The organism is Sulfitobacter sp. UBA4523, assembly GCF_002388305.1.
Taxonomy (GTDB): Bacteria; Pseudomonadota; Alphaproteobacteria; order Rhodobacterales; family Rhodobacteraceae; genus Sulfitobacter; species Sulfitobacter pontiacus.
On the sequence record NZ_DGMH01000056.1, the window covers coordinates 1,417 to 1,664 of the forward strand.

Below are 248 nucleotides of genomic sequence, written 5' to 3' on the forward strand. Positions count from 1 at the left end.
CTGGTTGATACCGGCGCGATCAACGGCGGCACCAAAGGCGCGAAACATGGCGAGCTTGGCCACACCCAGTTCCTGCCCGGCAATGCCCTGCGCTATGGGGTGGACGGTAACGGCGACGGCCGCGTTGATTTCTACAACCAGACCGACGCGCTGGCCTCGACCGCGAACTTCCTGCGTCAGAAAGGCTGGCAACCCGGTGCCGGCTATCAGGAAGGGCAAACCAACTTCAATGTGATCAAACAGTGGAA

The 248-nt window shown here is 60.9% G+C and carries 1 protein-coding gene; it reads left to right on the plus strand.

Translation table 11 applies throughout. The features are described 5' to 3' along the window. The coding region (locus tag B3849_RS13990) for a lytic murein transglycosylase (RefSeq protein WP_286780309.1) at positions 1 to 248 on the plus strand (248 nt) is incomplete at both ends.